The sequence below is a fragment of the Caballeronia arationis genome (assembly GCF_001544975.2).
Taxonomy (GTDB): Bacteria; Pseudomonadota; Gammaproteobacteria; order Burkholderiales; family Burkholderiaceae; genus Caballeronia; species Caballeronia arationis.
This window is the reverse complement of sequence record NZ_FCOG02000331.1, coordinates 1-2713: the sequence shown is the minus strand read 5'-3', so window position 1 is coordinate 2713 and position 2713 is coordinate 1. Positions and strand designations below refer to the sequence as shown.

Annotated in this window: 3 protein-coding genes; all 3 read right to left on the bottom strand. The window is 61.6% G+C overall.

Going from position 1 to position 2713, the window contains the following annotated elements:
- The coding region (locus AWB81_RS41755) for a hypothetical protein (protein WP_062644358.1) at positions 1 to 1433 on the bottom strand (1433 nt) is incomplete at its 3' end.
- A gap of 99 nt (positions 1434 to 1532) precedes the next feature.
- On the bottom strand, positions 1533 to 1991 hold the full coding sequence (locus tag AWB81_RS41750; RefSeq protein ID WP_062644356.1) for a hypothetical protein: 459 nt from the start codon (positions 1989 to 1991) through the stop codon (positions 1533 to 1535).
- Between the two features lie 245 nt (positions 1992 to 2236).
- A partial coding sequence (locus tag AWB81_RS41745) for a hypothetical protein (RefSeq protein ID WP_235026216.1) occupies positions 2237 to 2713 on the bottom strand: 477 nt, incomplete at its 5' end.

Here is a 2713-nt window from a genome sequence, read left to right as displayed (position 1 = left end):
GGGTCTGCGAGCGCGTAACGCACGCTAGTGCCCTGCCGCATGCTAACGATCTCGGAGAAGCCTTCGGCGATCGTGCTATTCACCCACTGCGCACCGGTCACGACAGCGCCGTCCCGCGTTCGGATGCGTGACATTTCAGCCGCCTCGCGAGCGCGTGCGACCTCGCGGGCGACGCGCCTTGCCTCACGTTGCGAAACCGACAACGCCTCCCACTCTGCTTGCTGCGCGGCGTCCATACCTGCCAGTTCGAAGATGCCCCGGCGCCGAGCCGTGGCGCGAACGCCTATGAGCTTAATGCCGAACACCTCGCGGACCGCTTGCTTGGTCGCCCGGTTGGCGTCGTCTGGCCGGTCCAGGATGCTGAGGAGATAGGACATGTCGGCCGTCTGCACCGCTTTCGCGAACTCGTTGGCGAAGGTGTGCGTATGCCTGCCGTGATCCAGAATGGCCAGTTGCGAGTCGAGTTGAAAGCGGAGTGCGCTGATGCTGCCCGACTTCCGCGCCTTCTCGAGTTCCGCCAGCCGATTGTCGCGCGAGCGATCGGCGAGCGTACGCCGCAGCACTTCCGCGAACTGACAGGTCGGCGAGCCGACGTCGACAGGCTTCAGGTACGCCTCCGGCAAAGAATGCGCTTCGAGAATGCCTTTCGCGTACAGCAAGTCGTCGACTTGGACCGTCGTAGGCTCCTTCGGCGCGAGACCCATCACCATCGCGAGCAGTGCGGCATTGTCAGAGGTGATCGCCTGCTTCGAATGGCGCATCACCGTTGCCAGCGGCACCAGCTTCGCAAGCGGCAGCGCGCCACGCAACTCCGGCACCGCGAGAAGCGGCTTGGCCCATTGCAAGTCGGAGTCGAACTTCGACAACGAAGCGTAGTCGTCGATCACCGCTTGCGGAACGGGCTTGCCCGCCGCGAGCGCGTAGGCGACATGAACCTCGTGCCGACCATTGCTCTGCCGGTTGTCCAGGATCGGGCCCGCGTAGCGGAAGCCGAACCGGCGCGGCGACTCGTCCTGCAGCAGCTCGAACAGATCGAGCCCGCGACGGCCGCTCTTAGCCGCCTCTTCGTTGGCTTGCGCCATCTGATCCGAAGAGAACAGATACAGCGGCTCCCGCGCCAGATCGAAAGCCAGATAGAGCAGTTGCCAGTGCTCGCGCCGGATTTGCCACGGCTCGAGCGTCGCGAACGACGGTCTGAAGTGAGCCGCGTCGATTTCGTCGATGAGCGACAGGAAAAGGGTCGTCGCCGTCCCGAGCCGACGAACGGTGAGCTTACCGTTGAAGCGTGTGACGGATACGGGGTGGCTGAAGAACGTGAGAGCGATCTCTGCCGCGTCGACTGCTGCCACGCGCGTGTCGTCTCGCAGGAAACGGAGCACTTCGAGCATCGTGCGGAAAGACTGGGCGAAGCCCGAAAAGGAAAGCTGATACATGGTGGATTGCCTTAAAGAATGCGGGCAATCGCACCCTGTCGGGTCGATGCCCGGCAAGGGTTAAGTGCGCCGAAACGGGCGCGGGAAGTTGAAAAGCTATTACGCCGCGTCGAGTAGACGGGCGATCAGACGAGCGAGCGACCACGCGTGGTCACTGGAAAACACCTTGGCGCGAAGCAGAGGCATGATCGCGCAGGTCCGATCAAGCGAGTCGCTCAGCCGCGGTCGACTGACGAGGTCCACATGAACGATCCAGCCTTCCGAATTGCCGATGCACACAGACACGGAAATCCGGTCATGTGCCGACGGTTCAGGCCACGGTCTGTTGTGGCGTGCTCCGTACATCGCTTCGTTGGCGTCGTCCTGCAGGTTCGCGTGACAGAGCCATTCCGGTTCGAGCTCCGTCCCGCGCAAGAAGCGGCACAGACCCTCGAAAACCTGATCGACCGTCTTGCCGTCGGTGTTCAGCCGGGCGACTGACTTGATATCGACGGCGCCAGAAGCGGTGATACCGGTGGTGATAGCAGCCGGCACCAGATCGGCGTTTGCTTGAGACATAAACTGCTCCTGAAATGAAAAACGCGCCCGAAGGCGCGCTAAAAAAGAAAGTCGAAAAAAAACCGCACCCTGGAAGGTGCGGTTCGTCCGTTGGACTCAGCTTGCGCTGCGTCGAATCATTTGCCCCAATCGCGCTCGCGATCAGCTTTCCGACCGTTGTTGGCGGTCCACATGAAGAAAGCTGCAATGGACACGCCAAGCACTAGTGTGAAAATTGTTGCGCCCACGTCATTCTCCTTTCATCACTAATGGCCTGCATACCACAATACTACTCCAAGGGCAGCCAGTGCGCTCGTACCTGCGATCGTCATCGGATCCCAGGACGATGCGGAATGGGCGTAGCCGACTGCACCGCCGATCGATGCCGCCGATAGGGTGTGAAGGTAGCGACCATTCTGATGCCGCTGGTCCTTGGTCGGCGTCGCGACTGCGTTGAGTAGTCGGCGTAAGCCCGGGCCGGGTTCAGGAGGAATCGATACCACGTACCCGCCGTCATCCACCATCTTTACCGGCAAGACGTCGCCCTTGTACTCCAGGCTGAACGACGGCGAGCATTCGGACTCGTCCATCTTGTTAAGCAGCCCGAGTACACGCGGCGCCAGATGAACCCGACCCGTTGTTGGATCGAGAGTGACTCGGTCCACAATCGTGGTGCCGGAGCTGTACTCGATTTTCACCTTCGCCAGCTTCATCGGCGACCTCCGCACTTCAGGTCGATGCCG